Genomic DNA, 21,789 nt, shown 5'->3' on the forward strand with positions numbered 1-21,789 from the left:
GCTCCCCTCCTGGGGGAGCTGTCAGCGAAGCTGACTGAGGGGGACTTTGACTCGCTCTTGTGCGCTTCAACCCCCTCCGTCTCGTCGCGAAGAGGCGACGATCCACCTCCCCCAAATCGCGCTGCGCGCTGGGGGAGGAACTGCAGGCCCTATTTCCGCACGAAGTCGAAGAACACCGGGGCGCAGTCGCCCAAGCGCTTTTCCTCATAGCGGGTGGTGATGTGGTCGGCGGGCGGCGTGCGCCAGTCGTCGGCCCGTTCCGCCGGCCATGCGAAGTGCGGCGAGGCCAGCACCCGCTCCAGCGCCCAGTCGGCATAGCCCGCCACGTCGGTGGCGAAGCGCAGGCGCCCGCCCGGCTTCAGCACCCGGGCCAGGTCTTCCAGAACCTCGGGCTGCAGGATGCGCCGCTTGTGGTGCCGCGCCTTGGGCCAGGGATCGGGGAACAGGACGAAGACCCGCTCGAGGCAGGCGTCCGGCAGGTGGCCGATCAGTTCGCGGGCGTCGCCGTCCTGGATGCGGACGTTCTTCAGCCCTTGTTCCGAGACGTGGCGCACGGCGCTGGCCACCCCGTTGAGGAACGGCTCGCAGCCGATGATCAGCACCTCGGGCGCGCGGCCGGCCTGGGCGGCCATGTGCTCGCCGCCGCCGAATCCGACCTCCAGCCAGACCTCTCGCGCCTCCGGCATCAGCTCGCGCGGATCGAAGGGCGCCTGCGGCGCGCGGATCTGCGGCAGCAGGGTCTCCACCAGGGCGGCCTGGCGCGGCTTGATCGGGCGCGACTTGATGCGCCCGTAGGAACGCATCAGCGGGTGGGCGGTCTCTTCCATGGGCGCCCTCTACCCCGCCGGGGCCGCAATGACAAAGGCCGCCGCGTTGTCCCGCGACGGCCCCTGCTCAAGACGATGCGCGCCTAATGGATCAGGCGAGACCCTTCAGCTGGTCGACCAGGTCGGTCTTTTCCCAGGAGAAGCCGCCCTCGTTGTCCGGCTGGCGGCCGAAGTGGCCATAGGCCGCGGTGCGGGCGTAGATCGGGCGGTTGAGACCCAGGTGTTCGCGGATGGCGCGCGGCGTGGCGCCGCCGATCATCTGCGGCAGGGCGAGCTCCAGCTTGGCCGGATCGACCTCGCCGGTGCCGTGCAGGTCCACATAGAAGCTGAGCGGGTTGGCGACGCCGATGGCGTAGCTGATCTGGATGGTGCACTTGCGCGCCAGGCCCGAGGCCACGACGTTCTTGGCCAGGTAGCGGCAGGCGTAGGCGGCCGAGCGGTCGACCTTGGTCGGGTCCTTGCCGGAGAAGGCGCCGCCGCCGTGCGGGGAGGCCCCGCCATAGGTGTCGACGATGATCTTGCGGCCGGTGATGCCGGCGTCGCCGTCCGGGCCGCCGATCAGGAAGCGGCCGGTCGGGTTGACGTGCCACTTGGTCTTCCTGGTCAGCAGGCCCGCGGGTAGGACGCTTTCCACATAGGGCTTGATCATCGCCTGGATGCGCTTCGAATTGGCGCCGAGGTCGCCGATCTTCTTCTTGTGCTGGGTGGAGACCACGATCTGCAGGATCTCGACCGGGCGGCCGTCCTCATAGAGCACGGTCACCTGGCTCTTGGCGTCGGGTTCCAGGGCCTCGCATTCGCCCGAGTGACGGACCTCGGCCAGGCGGCGCAGGATGTCGTGGGAGAACTGCAGCGTGGCCGGCATCAGCGCCGGGGTCTCGTCGCAGGCGTAGCCGAACATGATCCCCTGGTCGCCGGCGCCCTCTTCCTTCTTCTCGGTCGAGTCGACGCCCACGGCGATGTCGGCCGACTGAGCGTGCAGGTAGTTCTGGAACTTGGCCTTTTCCCAGTGGAAGCCCTTCTGGGCGTAGCCGATGTCCTTGACCGCCGCCCGGACCTTGGGCTCGAGGCTGGCCAGGATGTCCTTGGTGAGCTGCTTGCTCTCGGCCTTGGAGCTGCCCGGCTTGCCGGCGCGGACTTCCCCCGCCAGCACGATGCGGTTGGTGGTCACCAGGGTCTCGCAGGCCACCCGAGCTTCGGGCTCCGCGGCCAGGAAGGCGTCCACGACCGTATCGGAGATGCGGTCGGCCACCTTGTCCGGATGGCCTTCGGACACGCTTTCGCTGGTGAAGATGTAGGAGGAACGGCTCAAGACGATAGCTCCGGAAAATGGGCGCGGACCACCGCTTCCGGGCGATCCGACTGAACGTCGGCGCGAACCTATAAAGAAATCCTTATATCCCGCAAGCGCGAGCATGCCGCGCTTGGTTAAGGGTCCCTGGAGCGTGACCGCCTGAAGTGGATGCCGGTTCAGGCGGCTGTCACGCTCCAAACTTTGGAAGATAGACCCTTTTCATCCGGTCAGATGAAGCCACCTGACCCGGAAAGGGTCTAGGCCTCGTCCTCCTCCTCGACCATGGCGCGCACCAGGTCGAGGATGCGCCGACGCACGCGGGCGCGGCGGATCTTGGGGAAGGTGTCGGCCAGCTCCAGGCCCTCGGCGGTGAGCAGGAAGGCCTGGGCCCCGGGCCGGGCCTCAACGGATTCCAACCCCTCGGCGTCGCCCTCGGGCAGGCCTTCGTAGAAATAGGCGATGGAGGTCTTCAGCGCCCGGGCCATCTCATAGAGCTTGGAGGCCGAGACCCGGTTGGCGGCGCGCTCGTATTTCTGCACCTGCTGAAAGGTGAGCCCGATGGCTTCCGCCAGCTTTTCCTGGCTGACGCCCATCTCCTTGCGCCGCAGGCGGATGCGCAGACCCACGTGCAGGTCGACCGGATTGGGGGCAGGATTGGTTTCCTTGGCCATGCTTAACCCTAGACGAAGGGGAGCCTGACCGTCAAAAAATTGACGACCCTGTCAGTTCAAGGTCGCCGCCTGACCCGCCCCAGCGCAAGAATCGCCGCTGAAACGAGCAACATCGCGGCGAAGGCGGCGTCCCCGAAGCGGGAATACGGGGTCGGCGGCAGGGCCGCGGGCAGCACCGCGTCAATCACCCCTTCCGTACCCAGTCCAAGCCTCGCCTGGATGCGCCCGTGGGCGTCGATCATGGCCGAGACCCCGGTGGGGGTGGCCCGCACGATGGGCAAGCCCTCCTCGATGGCGCGGTAGCTGGCGATGTTCAGGTGCTGCAGCGGCCCGCTGGCCCCGCCGAACCAGGCGTCGTTGGAGACATTGAGCAGCCAGGCCGGCCGCAGCCCCGCCCTTTGCGCCGCCGCCCCGGAGAAGTGCGGGAACAGGGCCTCGTAGCAGATCAGCGGCTGGACGGCGGGCAGGCCGCGCGGCGTCAGGGGCCGGGGCTCGGGGCCGGCGGTGAAATCCTCGGGCATATGCACCAGGCTGCGGATCCCCAGCCGCGTCGCCAGGTCGCCGAAGGGCAGGAACTCGCCGAACGGCACCAGCCGGTGCTTGTCATAGACCCCGGTGACCGTGAACCCGCTCCCCTCGCGGCGCAGGGCGACCAGGCTGTTGAAATAGTCCACCCCGCCGGTCGGCGAGAGCCCGGCGCGGTTGGCGCCCATGAGCAGGGTCTGGCCCGGCGCCAGCGCACCGGCCAGGCGGTCCACATAGGGGCTTCCCGGCGCCAACAGGTCGTCGATCACCGCCGGCAGGGCTCCCTCCGGCCAGACCACGATCTGCGGCGTCGCCCCGCCCTGGCGGGTGAGCCGACCATAGGTGGCGACGATCGCCTCGAGGTTCTCGGGCTTCCACTTGTCCTTCTGGTCGATATTGGCCTGGACGATGCGCACCCGCGGCGCGTCGGCGGCCGGGGCGGGCGCGGCGGCCAGCCGCACGGCGCCGGCGGCGTGGACACCGGCCAGGGCCAGGACCGCGAGGCCCACCGCCACGGCGCGCGTCCGGCGCGGGGCGGCGTCCAGGATCAGGATCGGGGCCGCGGTGATCGCCAGGGTGATCCAGGTCAGGCCATAGGCGCCGACCACGGCCGCGGTCTGGGACATCATCCCGCCAGCCGGCCAGGTCTCGCCCGGCAGGTTCCAGGGAAAGCCCGTGAAGATGTGACCCCGTGTCCATTCCAGCCCGGCCAGGACGCCAGCGAACACCAGCACCCGCCACGGGCCCCTGGGCGCGGCCCAACGGTAGGCCAGGGCCGCCAGACCCCAGAACGCGGCCAGGCCGCCGGCCATGAAGGCCAGGGCGAAGGGCGCCATCCAGCCCTGGTTGGCGGCGTCCACCTGGAAGGGCTCGGTGATCCACCAGACCCCGACGGCGAAATAGCCGACCCCGGCCAGCCAGCCGCGGAAGAAGGCCGAGCGCTTCGGGCGCGCGCCCTCGGTTTCGATCAGCCCCAGCAGCAGGGCGTAGCCCAGCAGACCGGGCAGCAGGCCAAACGGGGGATGGGCGAACCCCGCCGCCAGGCCGGCGGCGAGCGCCAGCAGGCGCGCGGGCCAGGCGGACGGCGGCTTCAGGGTCTTAAGCCTCGACCATGGGTTCGGGCTTGGCGGCGGGCTTGAACCGCACGCGCTTCACCCGCCGGGGATCGGCGTCCAGCACCTGGATCTCGAAGCCGCCGGGATGGGCGATGACCTCGCCCCGCTGCGGCACGCGTCCGGCCAGGGCCGAGACCAGGCCGCCCACGGTGTCGATCTCCTCGTCCAGGTCGGGCGGGGCCAGGTCGGTGTCCAGCGCCGCCTCCAGCTTCTCCAGCGGCGCGCGGCCGTCCACCTCGAACACCCCGCCGGGGCGCGGGGTGACGCTGGCGACGGCGGCCTCGTCGTGCTCGTCGTCGATGTCGCCGACCACCGCCTCGACCAGGTCCTCCATGGTCACCAGGCCGTCGGTGCCGCCGAACTCGTCGATGACCAGGGCCATGTGGGTGCGTTCGGCCTGCATGCGCAGCAGCAGGTCGGCGCAGCGCATGGAGCCCGGCACATAGAGGATTTCGCGGCGCAGCTTCTGCAGGATCAGGTCGCTGGGACCCGGGCGCTTCCCGCGCCCGGCCAGCAGCTTGAAGATGTCCTTCACGTGGATCACGCCGATCGGATCATCGAGGGTGTCGCGATAGATCGGCATCCGGCTGTGCTCGGCCTCGGCGAACCGTTCCACCACCTCGGCGAAGGGGGTCGACAGCTCCACGGCCACGATGTCCACCCGAGGCGTCATCACGTCGTCCACGCGCATGGTCTGGAAGGCGGCGGCCTGCTCCACCAGGGCCCCGCCGGCGCCGTTGGCGGACGGGACGGCCAGGACCTCGCCGGCCTTGCCGCGCAGTCGGCGGAGGAAGGCCCGAACGCCCCGGCTCTGCCGGGCGGGTTCGGGCGGTCTGGAACCGTCGGAGGAGTTAGCCATGGTCTCCCTGTTCGGCGGCATAGGGATCAGGGATCCCCAGTCCCGCCAGGATGACGCGCTCAAGACCTTCCATCTGTTCGGCCTCGGCGTCGGTCTCGTGGTCGTATCCTACTAGATGCAGCACCCCGTGCGCCACCAGGTGCTGAAGGTGGTGTCCCAGGGGCTTGCCCTGTTCGGCGGCCTCGCGGGCGCAGACGCCATAGGCCAGGGCCACGTCGCCCAGGTGCCGCTCGGGGTTCTGCGGCGCCGGGAAGGACAGGACATTGGTGGCGCTGTCTTTCTGCCGGAATCGGAGGTTGAGCTCGCGCACCGACTGGTCGTCGGTCAGCAGCAGGGTGACCGAACCCTCGGTGAAGTCGATATAGGCGAGGGTCGCCTGGGTCACGGCCAGGGCCAGGGCCTCCGCGTCGGGTTCGGCGGCGAGCCAGGCCTGATCTTCGATCTCGAGGTCGATCACATCGCGCGCCCCCGCTTGGCGGCGTCAGCATCATAGGCCCGAACGATCCGCTCGACCATCGGGTGGCGGACCACGTCCTCCACCGTGAACCGGTTGACCCCGACCCCCTGGACACCCTCCAGCAGGCTGACCGCGTGAGCCAGGCCTGAGTCCGTCGGGTTGACCAGGTCAATCTGGGTGGGGTCGCCGGTCACCGCCATGCGCGCGCCTTCCCCCAGCCGGGTCAGCACCATCTTCATCTGCAGGCGCGAGGTGTTCTGCGCCTCGTCGACGATGACAAAGGCGTGGCTGAGGGTGCGACCGCGCATGAAGGCGATCGGCACCACCTCGATCTCACCCTTCTCGCGGCGGCGGCGGAACTGTTCGGCGCCCAGGATGTCGGTGAGCGCCTCCCAGACCGGGGCCATGTAGGGGTCGACCTTCTCCGACAGGTCGCCGGGCAGGAAGCCGAGCCGCTCGCCGGCCTCCACGGCCGGGCGCGAGACGATCAGCCGGTCGACCTCGCCGCGCAGCAGCAGGCCCGCTCCATGGGCGACCGCCAGGAAGGTCTTGCCGGTGCCGGCCGGGCCCAGACCGAAGACCAGCTCGCAATTGGCCAGGGCCTGGAGATAGCGCGCCTGGCCGGGAGTCTTGGGGACCACCTGGCCGCGCTTGCCGGTGGGCAGGCCGCCGGGCGCCTTGCCCGTGCCCGTGCGGGCCTGGCCGATGGCCACGCGCACATCGGCCTCGGCGACCTCGTGGCCGGCGTCGGCGCGCTCGGCCAGGGCGTTGATCACCTGCTTGGCGCTGGCCCGGGCCTTGGAGTCGCCGCTGAGCGCCACCCCGCCGCCGGGGGTCTCCACCAGCACGTCCAGGGCGTCCTCGATCAGGGCGGCGTGGCGGCTGGAGGTTCCGGCCACGGCGCGAACCGCGGCGTCGGAGAGGGGGATGAATTCCGGGGGCTTGCTCACGCGGGGACCTGTTCCAGGACGCCGGCCAGGCTCATCTTGGCGGCGGCTTCGATACGCACCGGAACGATCTTTCCGATCAGACGATCCGGACCGTCGCAGTGGACGGCCTGAAGATAGGGGCTGCGGCCGGAAAGCTGGCCCGGATGGCGGCCGTTCTTCTCGAACAGCACCGGCAGGACCTTGCCGACCTGGCTCAGGTTGAAGGCCTTCTGCTGTTCGTCCAGCAGGGCGTTGAGCCGGGCCAGGCGCTCGTCCTTGACCTCTTCGGCCACCTGGCCCGGCATGGCTGCGGCCGGGGTGCCGGGGCGGCGGGAATATTTGAAGCTGAAGGCCGTGGCGTAGCCGACCTCGCGGACCAGGTTCAGCGTCGCCTCGAAGTCGGAATCCCGCTCGCCGGGGAAGCCGACGATGAAGTCGCCGGACATGGCGATGTCGGGCCGCGCGGCGCGGATCTTCTCCACCAGCCGCAGATAGCTCTCGGCGGTATGGGCCCGGTTCATGGCCTTGAGGATCTTGTCCGAGCCCGACTGCACCGGCAGGTGCAGATAGGGCATCAGCTGCGGCAGCTCGGCATGGGCGTCGATCAGCGCCTGGTCCATGTCGGCCGGGTGGCTGGTGGTGTAGCGGATGCGGTCCAGGCCCTCGATCTTCGCCAGCCTCCGGGCCAGGCCGGCCAGGCCGCCCTCTCCGGCATAGGCGTTGACGTTCTGGCCCAGCAGGGTGACCTCGCGGACCCCTTGCTCGGCCAGGCTGCGGGCCTCGACCAGGATGGTCTCGACCGGCCGCGACCACTCCCCGCCCCGGGTATAGGGCACCACGCAGAAGGTGCAGAACTTGTCGCAGCCCTCCTGCACGGTCAGGAAGGCGGTGACCCCGGTGGGATGGCGCTCGACCGGCAGGGCGTCGAACTTCTCGTCGGCGGCGAAGTCGGCGGCCAGCCGCTCGCCGCGGGCCCGGTGGGTGCGGGCGATCAGCTCGGGAAGCTGGTGATAGGCCTGCGGCCCGACCACCAGGTCCACCGCCGGCTGGCGCAGCATGATCTGCTCGCCCTCGGCCTGGGCCACGCAGCCGGCCACCGCGATCACCATGTCACCGCCCGCCGCCCGGCGGGCCAGCTTCATGGCCTTGATGTAGCCGAGCTCGGAATAGACCTTCTCGGTGGCCTTTTCGCGGATGTGGCAGGTGTTGAGCACGACAAGGTCGGCGTCGTCGGGCTGCTGCGTCATGGCGTAGCCGAGCGGGGCGAGTACATCGGCCATGCGCTCGCTGTCATAGACGTTCATCTGACAGCCGTAGGTCTTGATGAAGAGGCGCTTGGTGGGCACGGACATGGCCGGGTTTATGGGGCTGTGGATAGTTGGGCGCAAGGCGATGGCCGGTTCAGGCTGGCCGGTAGTTCAGCTCGACCTGCACGCCGTTCGGGTCGCGGATGAACAGCTGGCGGATCGCGGTCCCCGGCACGTCGAGCGGCGCATAGGACACGCCGTGCTTGTCCAGCGTGGCGACCATGGCGTCGTAGTCGGAGATCTGGAACGCGAAGTGGTCCAGCGCCCCGCCCTTCGATGGCGTGGTGGATTCGGTGGTCCCCACCAGGTGCACGATGGCCCGGTCGCCGGCGTAGAGCCAGTGGCCCGGAACGCCGAAGTCGGGGCGGAAACCCTCGGTCAGTCCCAGCACGGACATGAAGAAGTCTCGGGTCTCGGCTAGCCGCGGGGTCGAGATATTGATGTGGTCGATGGCCCGCAGCTGCATGCCCTAGTCCTCGATCGGCACGCCGTAGAGTTCCAGGCGGTGGTCCACCAGCTTGTAGCCGAGCTTGTGGGCGATGGCCTCCTGCAGGGCCTCGATCTCCTCGTCGACGAACTCCACCACCTTCCCGGACTTCATGTCGATCAGGTGGTCGTGATGGATCTCGGTGGCCTCCTCGTAGCGCGAGCGGCCGTCGCGGAAGTCGTGGCGGGCGATGATCCCTGCCTCCTCGAACAGGCGCACGGTGCGATAGACCGTGGCGATCGAGATGTGTGGGTCCACGTCGTGGGCGCGGCGATAGAGCTCTTCCACGTCCGGGTGATCATGGGCTTCCGACAGCACGCGCGCGATCACGCGGCGCTGTTCGGTCATCCGCATGCCCTTTTCGACGCAGAGATTCTCGATCCGGTCCACGAACGGCTCCTGGCGACTTGGTGGGCGCAAGATAGAGCGCCTAGGCCGATGGGCCAAGGTCGAGACGCATCACTACGGCATCGGCCGGCGGTTTTGCCCCTCGGTCGTAGTATCCGCGCCGCAGCCCCACCTCGCCGAAACCGGCCTTGGCGTAAAGTCCGCGCGCCGCGGGATTGTCGTCGGCCACCTCCAGGAACAGCGACTCGGCCCCGGCCATCCGCGCCGCGCCCGTGGCGGCTTCGACCAGGGCCAGGGCCAGACCCCGGCGCCGCGCGGCGGGATCGACGGCCAGGGTGAGGATCTCGGCCTCGCCGGCCACGGCGCGGCACAGGATGAAGGCGAGCGGCCTGTCCTCATCCTCCACCAGCAGGGCGAAGCCGCCCGGCCCGTCCAGCAGGCCGGCGATCTCCTGGGGCGGCCAGCCGGCGGCGAAGGCCGCGGCGTGGACCCTGGCGAGCGCATCGGCCTCATGACTCCAGGCGCCGCGCAGCCTCACGGCGGCGGCAGCTTTCCACCCGGCAGCCGGGCGTCGGGCGCGCGCAGATAGAGCGGCCGGGGCGGGATCGGGGAACGGGCGGCGGCCAAGCGCGCCACCGCCGCCGGATCGGCCTGCTCGGCGGCGACCACGCGGGCCGAGGGGGTCATGTCGGCGAACAGGGCCGCGCCGGAGCCGATCAGCACGTCGGGCGCGAATTCCGCCACCCGCGCCGCGGCGGTCTCGAGGGGCAGGACGTCGGGGGCGCTGACCGGAACGCCGTCAGCGAAGGCCTGGAGATAGACCTGGCCGCGCTTCGCATCCAGCACCGCCAGGACCCGGCCCGGCGTTGCTTCCGCCAGGGCCTCCAGGGTGCCCACCGCCACCACCGGAATAGCCAGGGCCTGGCCGATCCCCTTGGCGAAGGCCAGTCCCACCCGCAGTCCGGTGAACGAGCCCGGCCCCACGGTGACGCCCACCCGGTCGAGTTGGTCGAATGAGGTCGCCGCCTCGGCCATCAGTTCGGCCACCAGGGGTGCGAGCCGTTCCTGATGCCCGCGCGCCATGGGCTCCACGCGCGACGCCAGCACCCGATCGCCGTCCAGCACGGCCGCCGAACAGGCGCCGAGGCAGGTGTCGAGGGCCAGGACGATCACGGCCGGGTCGGGCCCCAGCAGGGCTCCAGGCTCTTCAGGGTCTTCTCGGTCCAGGCGGCCACGGGCGAGTCGTCGACGGCGCGCAGCTCCATCCCGGCCGTGCTGTCACCGGCGGACCAGCGCGCGTCGGTGGCCCAGAGGAAATAGCTGCTGCCGTCCAGGGTGAGCTTCAAATCGTCGACCGGGCTGGTCCGGGGCGGCGCGATCACCGGCGTGGGCAGGCGCGCCAGCTCGGCCAGGGCCGGCTCGAGCTGCGGACAGGTCTCAGAACTCGCCCAGGAGATCTCGGCCTTGCCAGACTGCGCCTCGACCCGGCGCGCCAGCAGATAGGGCTTCAGCGCGTCGGGCCGCTGCATCCGGTAGACGCCGAAGCCGGTCGAGCGGTAGCTGAGCGAACGATAGACGGCGAAGGCCACGGCCGGCGGCCGGTTCTCGACCCGCGCGCCCTTCAGCACCGGCCAGTCGTCCTCGTCGGCCAGGCATGGCGCCGCCGCGGACGCGACCGCCAGCGACAGGAGAAGAATCCGCCCCGAAAGCGGCCAGCGCCGTCCTTCTCCCCTTGTGGGAGAAGGTGGCCCCGCGAGAGCGGGGTCGGATGAGGGGTCGATAGCCCTATCCGACGATCCTGCAGCCGCCGTCATGTGCCGCCCCGCCAACCGGAAAATTCTGAGAAACCCCTCATCCGACCTTGCTCCGCAAGGCCACCTTCTCCCGCAAGGGGAGAAGGACCAACCTTGCCGACAACCTACTTGAGTCGCGGTCTAGAGCGTCTGCTCGACCCGGGTCACTTCGGGCACATAGTGCTTGAGCATGTTCTCCACCCCGGCCTTGAGGGTCGCCGAGGAGGACGGGCAGCCCGAACAGGCGCCGCGCATGTGCAGCCAGACCACCCCGGTCTCGGGCTCGAAGCGGTTGAACAGGATGTCGCCGCCGTCCTGGGCCACGGCCGGGCGGATGCGGGTGTCCAGCAGGTCCTTGATCTCGGCCACCACCTGGGCGGTCTCGCCCTCATAGACCTGGTCGTCGTGGCCGCCGGCCTCGTCGCCCTGGCTGTCGGAGAACAGCGGCCTGCCCGAGGTGAAATGGTCCATGATCGCCGCCAGGATCGGGGCCTTCAGATGGGCCCAGTCCAGGTCCTCGCCCTTGCCGACCGTGACGAAGTCGGTCCCGAAGAACACCCGGGTGACGCCCTCGACAGCGAACAGGTCGGTGGCCAGAGGCGAAACTTCGGCTTCTTCGGCGCTGCGGAAGTCGCGCGATCCCTCGGCCATGATCTCACGGCCGGGCAGGAACTTCAGGACCTCGGGGTTCGGGGTGGCTTCGGTCTGGATGAACATGCAGGAGATGTGGCGCTTTGGAGCCGGAATCGCAAGCTTGGCCCTTTTCCCTCCCCTTATGGGGAGGGGCAGATCGCGAAGCGATCGGGGTGGGGAGGTCTGCCGAGGTCACCCCACCCGTCCGATGCTTCGCATCGTCCACCCTCCCCATAAAGGGGAGGGAAAAGCCTAGGCCAGGTCCGCGATCTCGTCGTCGGTGAGGTCGCCCGGCACCACGGTGACCGGGACCTTGCGGGTTCCCCACTTGACGCCTTCCTTGGCGATGGAGGCGACCAGGGGCCCCGGACCGCGCCCGCCCACCGCGGCGGCCAAGACCAGGATCTTGATGTCCGGGTCCTCGGAGATCACCTTGCGCAGAGCCGTCCGCGTGTTGTCGGCGTCCAGGATGATGAATTCCGGCGCCATGCCGGACTGCTCCACCACATATTCGGCCATCTTCTGCAGGACCTGCTCGGCCTCCTCGCGGGCCTGGCGCTCGATCTCCTCGCGCACCCCGCTCCAGTGCTCGAACACCGCCGGCTCGATGACCCGCAGCAGGGCCACGTGCCCGCCGGTGGAGCGGGCGCGGCGGCAGGCGAAGCGCAGGGCCGCCTGGAACTCCGGGCTGTCGTCGGCGATGACGAGGAACTTGCGCTGGCTCATGGGGCGACGGTGGCGCTAGGCGGCGGGGAAGGCAACAACCAACAAACGCGTCATCCTCCGGTCAGCCGAAGGCTGATCCGGGGGACCCAAGCCGAGCCAGCCACATCCGGAGAGTCAGCTTGGGTCCCCCGGATCTCGCTTCGCGAGCCCGGAGGATGACGAGCTTTGGGGAGCGGCTCAACTTCCCCAGTAGCCGACGATCTTCTTCACCTGCGCCAGGTTCGGGGCCGCGGCGGCCCGAGCGCGTTGCGCGCCGTCGGCCAGGACGCGGTCGATCTCGGCCGGATCGGCCATCAGCCGGCGCATCTCCGCGCCCACCGGGCCGAGCTTGGCCACCGCCAGGTCGGCGAGCTTCGGCTTGAACGACTGGCCGAAGCCCTGGCCGGTGAACTCGGTCAGCACCTCGGCCGGCGGACGGCCTTCCAGGGCGGCGTAGATGCCGATCAGGTTCAGCGCCTCGGGCCGGTCCTTCAGCTCGTCCAGGGTGGCGGGCAAGGGATCGGGATCGGTCCGCGCCTTGCGCACCTTCTGGGCGATGGTGTCGGCGTCATCCAGCAGGTTGAGCCGCGAATTGTCCGACGGGTCGGACTTGCTCATCTTCGCCGAGCCGTCGCGCAGGGACATGATCCGCGCCCCCGGACCCTCGGTCAGGGCTTCGGGCAGGGGGAAGAAGGCCGGAGCGTCGAAGTCGTGGTTGAACTTGGCGGCGATGTCGCGGGTCAGTTCCAGGTGCTGGCGCTGGTCCTCGCCCACTGGCACATGGGTGGCCTTGTAGACCAGGATGTCGGCGGCCTGGAGCACCGGATAGGTGTAGAGCCCGACGCTCTCGCGCTCCTTGTGCTTGCCGGCCTTGTCCTTGAACTGGGTCATGCGGTCCAGCCAGCCGAGCCGGGCCACGCAGTTGAACACCCAGGCCAGCTCGGCGTGTTCGGGCACCGCCGACTGCGGGAAGATGGTGGCCTTCTTGGGGTCCACGCCCGCCGCCAGATAGGCCGCGGCGATCTCGCGGACCTGGGAGGCCAGCAGCTTCGGGTCCTGCCACACGGTGATGGCGTGCATGTCGGCCACGAAGATGAAGGTGTCCATCTCGTGCTGCAGGCGGGTGAACTTCACCAGGGCGCCGAGATAGTTGCCGAGATGCAGGGCGCCGGACGGCTGGACGCCGGAGAGCACGCGCGAGGGGCCCGAATAGACGGGAGGAGCTTGGTCGGTCATGGGGTCAGGCTTCGAATGAGGGGACAGACAGGCGCGGCGTCGCGCGCCGTGAAGGCGGGGTCAGGCGCGGCGCCATCGCCGGGTGTTTCGTCCTTGAGCCATGGCCAGCGAATAAGGCTTCGCGCGGCGGCCCGCAAGTCCGTCAGAGGTCTGTGGGGATGGGCGGGTCCCCGGCCCGGCGGCGTAGGGCGGCGCGGATCTCGCTGGGCGTGATCCCTCGGAAGGCCAGCAACAGCAGGCCATAGACCCCGACGCCCACGGCGCTGACGCAGAGTACGGCGATCTCCTTGGGGCCCAGGCCCAGGACGCGGACGCCCTCCAGCGGCGCTTCCAGCCAGGCCCGTTCGTGCGAGGCGAAGGCCAGCAGGGCCCCGAAGGCCGCGCTGGCCACGGTGATCCGGACGATGCGGTTCCAGGCCTTGAGCGTCGGCGAATAGTCCCCCCGGCGAGCCAGCAGGACCGCCATCTGCAGCACATTGAGCCAGGCCGCCGCGCTGGTCGCCGCGGCGATGCCCTGCACCCCCACCAGCGGGAACAGCGACAGGCCCAGCACGATGTTCACCGCCACCGAGATCAGGCCGAACCGCATGGGCGCCTTGGTGTCGGCGCGGGCGAAGAAGGCCGGCTGCAGCACTCTGGCGAGAACGAAGGCCGGGACGCCCCAGCCGTACTGGAACAGGATCTGGCCGGTCTGGCGCGCGTCCTCCAGGGTGAACACACCGCGCGTGAACAGGCCGTCGATCAGGAAGATGGGCATGGCCACCAGGGCCGCGGCGGCTGGGGCGGTCAAGGCCAGGGCGAAGATCACCGCCTGGTCGGTGGCGCCCTGGGCGTCCTCGTGGTCCCCGGCGTGAATGGCGCTGGAGAGCCGGGGCAGCAGCGCCACCCCCACCGCGACCCCGATCAGGCCCAGGGGAAGCTGGTAGAGCCGGGCGGCGACCTCCATCCACGCGCGGCCCCCGGGCGCCTGGGAGGCCAGGATGCCGGAGATGAAGATGTTGATCTGCACCGCGCTGGCGGCGATGGCGCCGGGGATGGCCAGGGCGATCAGCGACTTGATCTCGGGCGTCAGCTTGGGCCGGCGCAGCGCGATCTTGGCGCCGGTCTTCTTGGCCCCCCACCACAGCAGCCCCGCCTGCAGGACGCCGGCGATGGGGATGCCGATGGAGGCGGCGTAGGCGGCGCGGATCGGATCGGTCTGCGGCCAGACGGCGATCAGCATCACCACGTTGAGGATGGTCGGGAAGATGCCGGTGACGATGAACCGCCGGTGCGCGTTCAACACCCCCGACAGCAGGGCCCCGATCGCCATGCAGGGCAGGTAGGGCATGCTGATCTGGGTCAGCACGATGGCCAGCTTGAACTTCTCCGGGTCCGAGGCATAGCCCGGATTGATGGCGTACATCAGCCAGGGCATGGCCAGCTGCGCCGCCAGCGTCAGCACAAGGGTCGCCGCCGCCAGGGTGGCCATGGCGTCCGAGGCGATGCGGTCGGCCTCCGCCTGGCCGTCCCCGCCCAGGGTCTTGGTGTAGGAGGGCACGAAAGCCGAGGTGAAGGCGCCCTCGGCGAAGATTCGCCGGAACAGGTTGGGGAAGGAGAGCGCCGTGTAATAGGCGTCGGCGGCGATGGTGGCGCTGGCCCCCAGCCGCGCCGTGAGCACGAGATCCCGCGCCAGCCCCATGAACCGGCTGACCAGGGTCAGGCCCGACAGCACCAGCGAGGAGCGGATCAGGCCGCTCTTGGGCGGAGGGGATGGCGGGACGGTCACGAGCGTTTGTGTGCGCTGACGCGCCTCCAGGGGTCAAGGGATGACCGGCGGCCCTGAGCGCTGGTGGTCGGATCGCCTCCTCTCCCCTTTCGAGGGGAGAGGGTAGGGTGAGGGGATGCGGCGCGAAGCGGCGCACTCCGGTCTCTCAACGAACTCAGTGCAGCGGCAAAGCCCCCCTCACCCTACCCTCTCCCCCCGAAAGACGGGTGGAGAGGAGGCGCTGTTCGACCGCGCCTCACCGCCCGACGCTGGCGCGGGCCTTCTGGATATTGGCGCGAGACTTGGGCGTGGCGGCGGCCTCCACCTCTTCGAGCGAGGCCATGAGCTGGGCTTTGAGCGCGATCATCTTCTTGCCGTCGGTCAGCTTCCGGCCGTCGGCCTCGACCACGTAGAAGGCGTCCACCGCCCGCTCGCCATAGCCGTCGATATGGGCCGAGAGGATCGAGAGCCCCGCTTCGGAGATGTTGCGCGCCAGGGCCACCAGCAGGCCCGGCCGGTCGCGGCCCGAGGCCTCAACCACGGTCGAGGCTTCCGAGGCCTCGTTGTCCAGCATCACCGTGGGCGTGATGGTGAAGGCCGCGGCCCGGCCGAAATCGGCCACTCGGCGCGGCTCGGCCTTGCTGACCTCGCCCCGGCCGGCGGCCTCCAGCGACTGGGCGAGCTTGGTCAGCACCCGGGGATTGTCGTCCCCATAGGGCTTGCCGGTGACATCCTGCACGAAGAACACGTCCAGGGCCTGACCCTGGCGGGAGGTGAAGACCCGTGCGCCCACCACATTGGCGCCGGCCCCGGTGATGGCGGCGGCCAGGTCGACGAACAGCCGCTGACGGTCGGTGGCGGCGACCACCACTTCGGAGGCGTTGAGCCCCGAGCGGATATGGCCCTCGGCGGCGGCCCCCCCGGCCTGCTCGGCGCGGCGGCCGAGCTCGGCGTGGGACAGGATCTCGGTGTCGGTGAAGGAGGTGAAATAGGCGTCCTCCATCGCCGTGGCCCAGGCTTCGGACGAGGGGTCGGCGGCGATCAGCCGGACGCGGGCGTCATAGGCGGCGTTCTCGTGATAGCGGCGGATGGCGGCGGCGGCGTCCGAGCCGCGCCCGCCGCGGAACACCGCTTCGGTGGCGCCATAGAGTTCGCGCATCAGCTGGCCCTTCCAGCCGTTCCAGACCCCCGGCCCCACCGCGCGGATGTCGGCCACGGTCAGGACCAGCAACAGGCGCAGGCGCTCCGGGGTCTCCACGATGCGGGCGAAGTCGGCCACGGTGCGCGGGTCGGAGACGTCGCGCTTCTGGGCGTAGTCGCTCATCACCAAGTGATGCTCAACCAGCCAGGCCACCATCTCGATGCGCTTGCGGTCCAGGCCCAGGCGCTCGCAGGCCTGGCGCGCGGCCCGCGCCCCGGCCTTCTCCTGGCCGCCCGCCCCACCCTTGCCGGTGTCGTGCAGCAGCATGGCCAGGAACAGGGCCTCGCGGTCGTCGATCAGCGGCATGATCGCCGTCGACAGCGGATGGTCCTCGGCGAACTGGCCGTTGGCTATGTCGGCGATCACCCCCACCGCCCGCAGGGTGTGCTCGTCCACCGTGTAGGAATGGTACATGTTGAACTGCATCTGGGCGACGATCCGGCCCCACTCCGGCACGAACCGCCCCAGGACGTCGGCCTCGTTCATCATCGACAGCGTGCGCTGCGGATTGCGGCCGTGGGCGAGGATGTCGAGGAACACCTTGGCCGCCTCGGGGTCGCGCCGCACCTTCGAGCCGATCATGGCCACGCCGCGGCTGGCGGCGGTGAAGGCGTCCGGGTGCAGGTCCAGGTCGCGGCGGTCGGCCAGGCGGAACAGCCGCAGCATGTTGATCGGATCGGCCTCGAAGACGTGCGGGCCGTCGATGTTGAGACGGCCGCCCTCCTCGTGGAAGCCGGGATCCAGCGGCTTCTTCTTCAGCCGCCCGCGCCCCGGGATCAGCCGCGAGAAGCCGCGCGGCTGCTGCTTGATCTGCTCGGCCTCCAGCTTGGCCGCGAAGACCCGGGTCAGCATGCCGACCTCCTTGGCGATCAGGAAGTAGCGGCGCATGAACCGCTCCACCGCCGGCGCGTCGCCGCGGTCGCCATAGCCCATCCGCCGGGCGATCTCCGGCTGCAGGTCGAAGGTCAGCCGCTCCTCGGGCCGGCCGGTGGCGAAGTGCAGGTGGCCGCGCACCGCCCACAGGAAGTCGAAGGCCCGGATGAAGGCGGCGACCTCTCGGCGCTCGAACATGTCGAGCTGGACGATGCCGTCCACCTGGGCGACCGGATGCAGGTACTGGGCGATCCAGAACAGGGTGTTGAGGTCGCGAAGCCCGCCCTTGCCCTCCTTGACGTTGGGCTCGACCAGGTAGCGGCTGGCGCCCGCCCGGTCCTGGCGCTCGTCGCGCTCCTTCAGCTTGGCGGCGACGAACTGGGCCGCCGTGCCCTTGACCACCTCGGCGCGGAACCGGCGAGTCAGCTCGTCGGCCAGCTTCTCGTCACCCGTCAGCCGCCGGGCCTCCAGGATCGAGGTGCGGATCGTGTAGTCCTCGCGGGAGAGCTTGATGCACTCCTCGACCGTCCGCGAGGCGTGGCCGACCTTGAAACCCAGGTCCCACAGGGCATACAGCATGTACTCGATCACGCTCTCGGCGTGGGCGGTCTGCTTGTAGGGGCGCAGGAACAAGAGATCGAGGTCGGAGAAGGGCGCCAGCGCGCCGCGGCCGTAGCCGCCCACCGCGATCAGGGCCAGGCGTTCGCCCTCGGTGGGGTTGCGGGCCCGGAATACGTGGACGGTGGTGAAGTCGTATAGGGCGGTGACCACCTCGTCGGTGACCCCCGACAGCAGCCGCGCGGTCTCGATACCGCCGGCGCCGTTCTCCAGCCGCTCCTTGGCGATCATCCGGCCGCGGAACAGGGCCTGTTTGAGGATCTCCAGCGCGCGGCGACGCTGCTCGGCCTCGTCGCCCGCCGCATCCAGGGCCGCCGCCGAGAGCTGGGCGCGCAGCCGCACGCCGTCGACGACATATTCCAGGCGGGTGGGGCGAAGGCGGGGGGGCATGTCACCGCATATAGGGCAAGCCGCGCGCCAGCGGCAGGGGATACGAAAAAGGGCCGGCGTTTCCGCCGGCCCTCGAACGCAACAAAAGGAAACTTGGGCTTAGTCGGCCGACTGGGCTTCGGCCAGCTTGGCCTGGGCGGTCTTCAGGGTCGCGCGGACGCAACGGCCGTAAGCGTTGGCGATCAGGCTCTCGCCGTAGGTTTCGCGCATGCAGACGGTGCGGGCGGCGCGGGTCAGGTCGGCGTCGATCTGGGCGGCGGACTTGCCCACCAGCGAAACGCGGACTTCGGCGGCCGAGGCGGGGGCGGCGAAGGCGATGGCGGCGGCTGCGGTCAGGACGGCAATGCGGATCATCTCAAATTCTCCTTTGGCGCGGCGGGAGGAATGTCCGCGCTGACGGGGGCCTTTTCGACGCTGGAGATTAATTTATGGTGCAGCGCGGTGGTTAACATTGTGCGACGCACAATAATCCGCGGCCGGAGGGTTCAGAGCCCCGCCTGGGCCAGGGCCTCGGCCAGCCGCAGCTCGCCGGTCCAGAGGATCGCGTTCCAGCCGCAGGCGCGGGCGGCCTCCACGTTTCGCACACTGTCATCGATCAGCAGCAGCTCGTGCGGCGCGAAGCCGGTGCGCTGCTCCACCAGATGGAAGAAGGCCGCGTCCGGCTTCTTGCAGCCGTAGTCGGCGGCGTAGTGCATGGCCTCGAACTGGGCGTTCAGCCCCAGGGACTGCCACAGGTGCCGGGCGCGATGATGCTCCTGCACCGTGGCCAGGTGCAGCTCCAGTCCGTCGGCGCGATAGGCGGCCAGGTCCTCCAGCAGCACGTGGTCCAGATGGCCGTCCTGCTCGAACCAATAGGCGGCGAGCCGGTCGCTGGTCAGGTGCGGGGCGATCTCGGCCAGGGCCGGGGCCAGGCGCTCGTGCAGGTCGGCGCGGCCCAGCACGATGTCCTCGAAATGGGGCGTGAAGAACGCCCGCTGCAGGTCGTCGGGGGAGAGGCCGAGGTCGGCCTCCATGTCGGCGTCCCAACGGCGGCCGTCGGGATGGCGGACGACCACTCCGTCGACATCCACCATCAGGGCCCGCACAGCCATTAGAGCAGGCCCTTCAGACGGTAGAGGGCGTCCATGGCTTCCCGGGGGCTCATGCTGTCGGGATCGAGGTCGCGCAGGGCGGTCTCCGCGGCGCTGGGGCCTCGGCGCTCGGGTTCGGGCGCGGTGGCGGCGAACAGCGGCAGGTCGTCCAGGTGGGCCGGCGCGCCCGCCTCCCGCTCCAGCCGGTCCAGAACCTCGCGGGCGCGGACCACCACAGCGGGCGGCACCCCGGCCAGCTTGGCCACCTGCACGCCGTAGGAGCGGTCGGCCGGGCCGGGACCGGCCTCGTGCAGGAAGATCAGCTCGCCGTTCCACTCCTTGGCCTTGAGCGACAAATTGGCCACGAAGGCCAGGCGGCCCTCCAGCACGGCCAGCTCGTGATAGTGGGTGGCGAACAGACCCCGGCAGCGGTTGGTCTCGTGCAGCGCCTCGGCGCAGGCCCAGGCGATGGCCAGGCCGTCATAGGTGGCGGTCCCGCGCCCGATCTCGTCCAGGATCACCAGCGAGCGCGGCGTGGCCTGGGTCAGGATGGCGGCGGTCTCCACCATCTCGGCCATGAAGGTCGAGCGGCCGCGCGCCAGGTCATCCCCCGCCCCCACCCGGCTGAACAGCCGGTCCACCACGCCCAGACGCAGCCGTTTGGCGGGCACGAAGCATCCGGCCTGGGCCAGCACCGCCAGCAGCGCGTTCTGGCGCAGGAAGGTCGACTTGCCGGCCATGTTGGGCCCGGTGACGATGGAGAGCCTGGCCCCCGCCACGCCGGCGCCGTCCAGGCGGCAGTCGTTGGGGGTGAACGGGTCGCCGGCCCGCTTGACCGCGGCCTCCACCACAGGATGGCGCGCCGCCTCGGCCTCGAACACGGTGGAGCGGTCGACGATGGGACGGCTGGCGCCCACATCGTCGGCCCATTCGGCGATCCCGGCGGCGACGTCGAGGGCCGCGGCCCCTTGCGCGGCGGCCTGGATGGCGGCGGCGACCGCGATGGCGCCCTCGCGCCAGGCCTCGAAGGTGGCGACTTCCATGGCCAGCGCCCGCTCGGCGGCCTGGGCGATGCGGGCGTCCAGCTCGGCCAGCTCCACGGTGGTGAAGCGCACCTGGTTGGCCAGGGTCTGGCGGTGGATGAAGGTGGCGTTCAGCGGCGGGGCCATCAGCGGCTCGGCCGCCTTGGCGGTGGTCTCGACGAAATAGCCCAGCACCGCGTTGTGGCGGACCTTCAGCGCCACGCCGCTCTCGGCCTGCAGGCGAGCCTCGAGCTGCAGGATCACCTTGCGGCTGTCGTCGCGCAGGGCGCGGGCCTGATCCAGCTCGGCGCGCACGCCTGCGGCCACGAAGCCGCCGTCGCGGGTCTGGGCCGGCAGGTCGGTCCCCAGGCCCTCGCCCAGCATCCGGCGGAACTCGGCGAGGTCGGCGTCGGCCAGGGGGTGGAGGGCGGCCAGCGCGCGGGCGATCTCGACCGGCGGCGGCGGATCGAGCGGCTCTGGGTGGGTGAACAGGTTGGCGATCACCTCGCCGCCGGCCAGGCCGTCGCGCAGGCAGCCCAGGTCGCGGGGACCGCCCCGGCCGAGCGCCAGGCGGGATAGGGCGCGGGCCATGTCGCCCATGCCGCGCAGGGTCTCGCGCAGCTTCTGGCGCAGGGGCCGGCGCTCGCAGAACCATTCCACCGCGTCCAGCCGCGCATCGATGGCGGCGGGGTCCAGCAGCGGGCGGGCCAGGCGCGCGGCCAGCATCCGGGCGCCCGGCGCGGTGATGGTGCGGTCGATGGCCCCCAGCAGCGAGCCGTCGCGGGCGCCTGACAGGCTCTTCTCGATCTCCAGGCTCGTGCGGGTGGCCGGGTCGATGGCCATGACGTCGGCCTCGCCCGCCCGCCGCGGGGCGGTGAGCGCCGGGAGACGGCCGGCCTGGGTGGTCTCCAGATGGGCGGCGATCAGGCCCAGCGCCGAGACCTCCGCGCCTGACAGCTCACCGAACCCGTCCAGGGTGTCGACCCCGTAGAGCCGCTTCAGCCGCGCCTCGGCGGCGGCGGGTTCGGCCAGGGCCGAGGCCATGGGCTGGATCAGCCCGCCGACGCTCTTGAAGGTCTCGCGCAGGGTTTCGTCAGCGAACAGCCGGTCGGGGACCAGGATCTCCGACGGTCCCAGCGAGGCCAGCGCCGAGGCCAGGCCGTCGCGGGAGAGGGTCATGCACTCCACCTCGCCGGTGGAAAGCTCGACACTGGCCACCGCCGCGGCGCCGGCCCGCACCGCCACGGCGGCCAGGCGGTTGGAACCTCGGGCGTCCAGCAGGCCATCCTCGGTGAGCGTGCCCGGCGTCACCACCCGGACCACGTCGCGCCGGACGATAGACTTGCCGCCGCGCTTCTTGGCCTCGGCGGGGTCCTCCATCTGCTCGCAGACGGCGACCTTGAAGCCCGAGCGGATCAGCTTGGCTAGATAGGCCTCGGCGGCATGGACCGGCACGCCGCACATCGGGATCGGCGCCCCGCCATGATTGCCCCGCGCGGTCAGGGTGATGCCCAGGGCCGCGGAGGCCCGTTCGGCGTCCTCGAAGAACAGCTCGTAGAAATCGCCCATGCGGAAAAAGACCAGGGCGTCGGGCTGGCGCGACTTGGCCTCGAAGAACTGGGCCATGACCGGCGTGGCGCCGGCGGCGTCGGGAAGGGCGGGGGTCTGGGCGTTCATGCGTC

At 70.4% G+C, this 21,789-nt stretch carries 21 protein-coding genes; all 21 read right to left on the reverse strand.

Annotated elements, in window-relative coordinates:
• Positions 1-149: 149 nt before the first annotated feature.
• On the reverse strand, positions 150-827 hold the full coding sequence (gene trmB, locus V6M51_RS19465; protein ID WP_332769847.1) for a tRNA (guanosine(46)-N7)-methyltransferase TrmB: 678 nt from the start codon (positions 825-827) through the stop codon (positions 150-152).
• Positions 828-918: 91 nt separating this feature from the next.
• On the reverse strand, positions 919-2,139 hold the full coding sequence (gene metK, locus V6M51_RS19470) for a methionine adenosyltransferase (protein WP_332769849.1): 1,221 nt from the start codon (positions 2,137-2,139) through the stop codon (positions 919-921).
• Positions 2,140-2,378: 239 nt separating this feature from the next.
• Positions 2,379-2,792, reverse strand: a complete 414-nt coding sequence (locus V6M51_RS19475) for a helix-turn-helix domain-containing protein (RefSeq protein WP_332769850.1) — start codon at positions 2,790-2,792, stop codon at positions 2,379-2,381.
• A 56-nt stretch (positions 2,793-2,848) separates the two neighbouring features.
• A complete protein-coding gene (lnt, locus tag V6M51_RS19480; RefSeq protein ID WP_332770024.1) occupies positions 2,849-4,411 on the reverse strand; it encodes an apolipoprotein N-acyltransferase in 1,563 nt (520 codons plus the stop codon).
• Positions 4,412-4,415: 4 nt separating this feature from the next.
• Complete coding sequence (locus tag V6M51_RS19485) at positions 4,416-5,291, reverse strand: hemolysin family protein (RefSeq protein WP_332769851.1); 876 nt, start codon at positions 5,289-5,291, stop codon at positions 4,416-4,418.
• On the reverse strand, positions 5,284-5,748 hold the full coding sequence (gene ybeY / locus V6M51_RS19490; RefSeq protein WP_332769853.1) for an rRNA maturation RNase YbeY: 465 nt from the start codon (positions 5,746-5,748) through the stop codon (positions 5,284-5,286). The genes V6M51_RS19485 and ybeY overlap by 8 nt, the downstream gene beginning before the upstream one ends.
• Complete coding sequence (locus tag V6M51_RS19495; protein WP_332769855.1) at positions 5,745-6,698, reverse strand: PhoH family protein; 954 nt, start codon at positions 6,696-6,698, stop codon at positions 5,745-5,747. Before V6M51_RS19495 ends, ybeY begins: the two co-directional genes overlap by 4 nt.
• Positions 6,695-8,029 (reverse strand): tRNA (N6-isopentenyl adenosine(37)-C2)-methylthiotransferase MiaB, encoded by a 1,335-nt coding sequence (gene miaB, locus V6M51_RS19500; protein WP_332769857.1) that lies wholly within the window; start codon positions 8,027-8,029, stop codon positions 6,695-6,697. Before miaB ends, V6M51_RS19495 begins: the two co-directional genes overlap by 4 nt.
• A 49-nt stretch (positions 8,030-8,078) precedes the next feature.
• Positions 8,079-8,450 carry a VOC family protein gene (locus V6M51_RS19505; RefSeq protein ID WP_332769858.1) on the reverse strand — a complete coding sequence of 124 codons (372 nt, stop codon included), beginning with the start codon at positions 8,448-8,450 and terminating at the stop codon, positions 8,079-8,081.
• A 3-nt stretch (positions 8,451-8,453) separates the two neighbouring features.
• Positions 8,454-8,861 (reverse strand): Fur family transcriptional regulator, encoded by a 408-nt coding sequence (locus tag V6M51_RS19510; protein WP_332769859.1) that lies wholly within the window; start codon positions 8,859-8,861, stop codon positions 8,454-8,456.
• A gap of 40 nt (positions 8,862-8,901) precedes the next feature.
• Entirely contained in the window at positions 8,902-9,357 is a 456-nt protein-coding gene (locus V6M51_RS19515) for a GNAT family N-acetyltransferase (RefSeq protein ID WP_332769861.1), read from the reverse strand.
• Complete coding sequence (tsaB, locus tag V6M51_RS19520; protein WP_332770025.1) at positions 9,354-9,989, reverse strand: tRNA (adenosine(37)-N6)-threonylcarbamoyltransferase complex dimerization subunit type 1 TsaB; 636 nt, start codon at positions 9,987-9,989, stop codon at positions 9,354-9,356. The genes V6M51_RS19515 and tsaB overlap by 4 nt, the downstream gene beginning before the upstream one ends.
• On the reverse strand, positions 9,989-10,447 hold the full coding sequence (locus tag V6M51_RS19525; protein ID WP_332769863.1) for a hypothetical protein: 459 nt from the start codon (positions 10,445-10,447) through the stop codon (positions 9,989-9,991). Before V6M51_RS19525 ends, tsaB begins: the two co-directional genes overlap by 1 nt.
• A 306-nt stretch (positions 10,448-10,753) precedes the next feature.
• Positions 10,754-11,329: a NifU family protein gene (locus V6M51_RS19530; protein ID WP_332769864.1), complete on the reverse strand. Its 576-nt coding sequence runs from the start codon at positions 11,327-11,329 to the stop codon at positions 10,754-10,756.
• A 168-nt stretch (positions 11,330-11,497) separates the two neighbouring features.
• Entirely contained in the window at positions 11,498-11,971 is a 474-nt protein-coding gene (locus tag V6M51_RS19535; protein WP_332769865.1) for a universal stress protein, read from the reverse strand.
• A gap of 177 nt (positions 11,972-12,148) precedes the next feature.
• Positions 12,149-13,186 (reverse strand): tryptophan--tRNA ligase, encoded by a 1,038-nt coding sequence (trpS, locus tag V6M51_RS19540; protein WP_332769867.1) that lies wholly within the window; start codon positions 13,184-13,186, stop codon positions 12,149-12,151.
• Between the two features lie 142 nt (positions 13,187-13,328).
• Positions 13,329-14,954: a murein biosynthesis integral membrane protein MurJ gene (murJ, locus tag V6M51_RS19545; RefSeq protein ID WP_332769869.1), complete on the reverse strand. Its 1,626-nt coding sequence runs from the start codon at positions 14,952-14,954 to the stop codon at positions 13,329-13,331.
• Positions 14,955-15,189: 235 nt separating this feature from the next.
• Positions 15,190-18,015, reverse strand: a complete 2,826-nt coding sequence (locus V6M51_RS19550; protein WP_332769871.1) for a [protein-PII] uridylyltransferase — start codon at positions 18,013-18,015, stop codon at positions 15,190-15,192.
• 99 nt (positions 18,016-18,114) lie between these two features.
• A complete protein-coding gene (locus V6M51_RS19555) occupies positions 18,115-18,369 on the reverse strand; it encodes a hypothetical protein (protein WP_332769873.1) in 255 nt (84 codons plus the stop codon).
• A 131-nt stretch (positions 18,370-18,500) separates the two neighbouring features.
• Positions 18,501-19,106 (reverse strand): HAD family hydrolase, encoded by a 606-nt coding sequence (locus V6M51_RS19560; protein WP_332769875.1) that lies wholly within the window; start codon positions 19,104-19,106, stop codon positions 18,501-18,503.
• Positions 19,106-21,784 (reverse strand): DNA mismatch repair protein MutS, encoded by a 2,679-nt coding sequence (gene mutS / locus V6M51_RS19565; protein ID WP_332769877.1) that lies wholly within the window; start codon positions 21,782-21,784, stop codon positions 19,106-19,108. The genes V6M51_RS19560 and mutS overlap by 1 nt, the downstream gene beginning before the upstream one ends.
• Between the last annotated feature and the right edge of the window lie 5 nt (positions 21,785-21,789).

The sequence above is a fragment of the Phenylobacterium sp. genome (assembly GCF_036677185.1).
Lineage (GTDB): Bacteria > Pseudomonadota > Alphaproteobacteria > Caulobacterales > Caulobacteraceae > Phenylobacterium.

What these genes read in the sequence shown, in the direction of transcription:
- trmB (WP_332769847.1), bottom strand. Translation starts at nt 827, where the DNA reads ATGGAAGAGACCGCCCACCCGCTGATGCGTTCCTACGGGCGCATCAAG.
- V6M51_RS19475 (WP_332769850.1), bottom strand. Translation starts at nt 2,792, where the DNA reads ATGGCCAAGGAAACCAATCCTGCCCCCAATCCGGTCGACCTGCACGTG.
- V6M51_RS19485 (WP_332769851.1), bottom strand. Translation starts at nt 5,291, where the DNA reads ATGGCTAACTCCTCCGACGGTTCCAGACCGCCCGAACCCGCCCGGCAG.
- miaB (WP_332769857.1), bottom strand. Translation starts at nt 8,029, where the DNA reads ATGTCCGTGCCCACCAAGCGCCTCTTCATCAAGACCTACGGCTGTCAG.
- V6M51_RS19505 (WP_332769858.1), bottom strand. Translation starts at nt 8,450, where the DNA reads ATGCAGCTGCGGGCCATCGACCACATCAATATCTCGACCCCGCGGCTA.
- V6M51_RS19530 (WP_332769864.1), bottom strand. Translation starts at nt 11,329, where the DNA reads ATGTTCATCCAGACCGAAGCCACCCCGAACCCCGAGGTCCTGAAGTTC.
- V6M51_RS19535 (WP_332769865.1), bottom strand. Translation starts at nt 11,971, where the DNA reads ATGAGCCAGCGCAAGTTCCTCGTCATCGCCGACGACAGCCCGGAGTTC.
- trpS (WP_332769867.1), bottom strand. Translation starts at nt 13,186, where the DNA reads ATGACCGACCAAGCTCCTCCCGTCTATTCGGGCCCCTCGCGCGTGCTC.
- V6M51_RS19550 (WP_332769871.1), bottom strand. Translation starts at nt 18,015, where the DNA reads ATGCCCCCCCGCCTTCGCCCCACCCGCCTGGAATATGTCGTCGACGGC.
- V6M51_RS19555 (WP_332769873.1), bottom strand. Translation starts at nt 18,369, where the DNA reads ATGATCCGCATTGCCGTCCTGACCGCAGCCGCCGCCATCGCCTTCGCC.
- V6M51_RS19560 (WP_332769875.1), bottom strand. Translation starts at nt 19,106, where the DNA reads ATGGCTGTGCGGGCCCTGATGGTGGATGTCGACGGAGTGGTCGTCCGC.
- mutS (WP_332769877.1), bottom strand. Translation starts at nt 21,784, where the DNA reads ATGAACGCCCAGACCCCCGCCCTTCCCGACGCCGCCGGCGCCACGCCG.